Origin of the sequence: Bartonella sp. LB28NMGDW (assembly GCF_042194435.1) — a bacterium.
Classification (GTDB): Bacteria; Pseudomonadota; Alphaproteobacteria; order Rhizobiales; family Rhizobiaceae; genus Bartonella; species Bartonella grahamii.
In genome coordinates this window covers 1-1231 of sequence record NZ_JBHIMX010000088.1, presented here as the reverse complement: position 1 = coordinate 1231, position 1231 = coordinate 1, and the positions used below count along the sequence as shown (strand labels likewise).

The following is a 1231-nucleotide window of genomic DNA, read 5'->3' as shown; positions in this document are numbered from 1 at the left end:
TCTTGTTGTCTCTAATATGTAACAGTTCCAATAAATTTGGTATATTCTATGAATAAGAGTCTTTACTTGAAGCTCAAGATTATATTACATGCAACACCTTAAAATTAAGAAGCATATAGAGCATATGATTGTCATTTAACAGTGTAATTATACAAGCTTCAAAAGCGGGGGAAATGATATGGTTTGCACAACACATAAAGCAGGTATATGCAGTACAGTCTATGCTTTTCTCTTAGATTTTAGAAGTATTATTCTCATCAAAAAATTAAAGAATTGTTACGCGGTTGGCGATTTTTTCTGTGACGCTGACGATATGGTTCATTTTGTTGCTCACTTTGAGGGCACAATGAATGCATAGATTTTTTTTCACTTTTGTTTTTGCGGCTTTTTTGTGCCTTTTTTCTTTGCCGAGTTTTGCCGAAAACATTCGTGAGAAAGCGATTAATCAATCAGAGAGCATCCAACGACAACAAACGCAACAACAACGTTTTCAGCAATTACACCGTAGAAACGAAACCCATGGGGTCTTTTTGCCAGACGATGATACCACATCTGCCTATGGTGCTTCGTCTGGTACAACCTGTTTGCTGATCAAAAGTATTGAATTTGTTGGTGCTCAGTTGATTTCTCATACCGACCTTCATGAAGCCATTTCTCTTTGGGAAGGACGGTGCTTGGGGATTGCCGAAATCAATAAAGTGCTCAAAGCGGTAACCAAGCTTTATATGAAGCGCGGCTATATTGCGGTGCGGGCTTATTTGCCTGAGCAGGATTTAAGCGGCGGTCATCTCAAGATTGTTGTTGTTGAAGGTGTGATGGAAGATATCACTCTTGATGGGCATAAAGTTGGAAGGAAATCTCAAGGAGAAATCACCACGGCTTTTCCAAACCTTATTGGGAAGCCGACCAATCTGCGCCAGATAGAGCAAGGGCTTGATCAAATCAATCGGCTTTTCTCACGCCAAGCCACCATTAATCTTGGTGCGGGGAGCAATTCGGGTGGTTCGATACTCGATGTTCATATTGAAAAACAGAAACCTTGGCTTATTACGCTTTCCAGCGATAATCTTGGTGCTAAAGCAACAGGAATTTATCAAACGCGCTTGAGCCTTTCTTTTGATGATCTGTTAGGGATCAATGATCAATGGTCGTTGAGCTATCAGCGCTCCATGGATGGTAGTCCGTATCATTTTTCTCACAAGCGTCCCAATAGTGATACTCTAACGGGATC

General features: G+C 40.7%; 2 protein-coding genes. Both read left to right on the top strand.

The window, feature by feature from the left end:
* Positions 1-178 precede the first annotated feature (178 nt).
* Positions 179-358, top strand: coding sequence for a hypothetical protein (locus tag ACFIKG_RS09295; RefSeq protein ID WP_375627430.1), 180 nt, complete (start codon positions 179-181; stop codon positions 356-358).
* Positions 351-1231, top strand: an 881-nt coding sequence (locus ACFIKG_RS09290; RefSeq protein ID WP_375652199.1) for a ShlB/FhaC/HecB family hemolysin secretion/activation protein, incomplete at its 3' end; no start/stop codon positions are given. The genes ACFIKG_RS09295 and ACFIKG_RS09290, both read left to right, overlap by 8 nt.

Excerpts from the sequence above, each read along its gene's own strand:
- ACFIKG_RS09295 (WP_375627430.1), top strand. The coding sequence starts at position 179 with ATGGTTTGCACAACACATAAAGCAGGTATATGCAGTACAGTCTATGCT.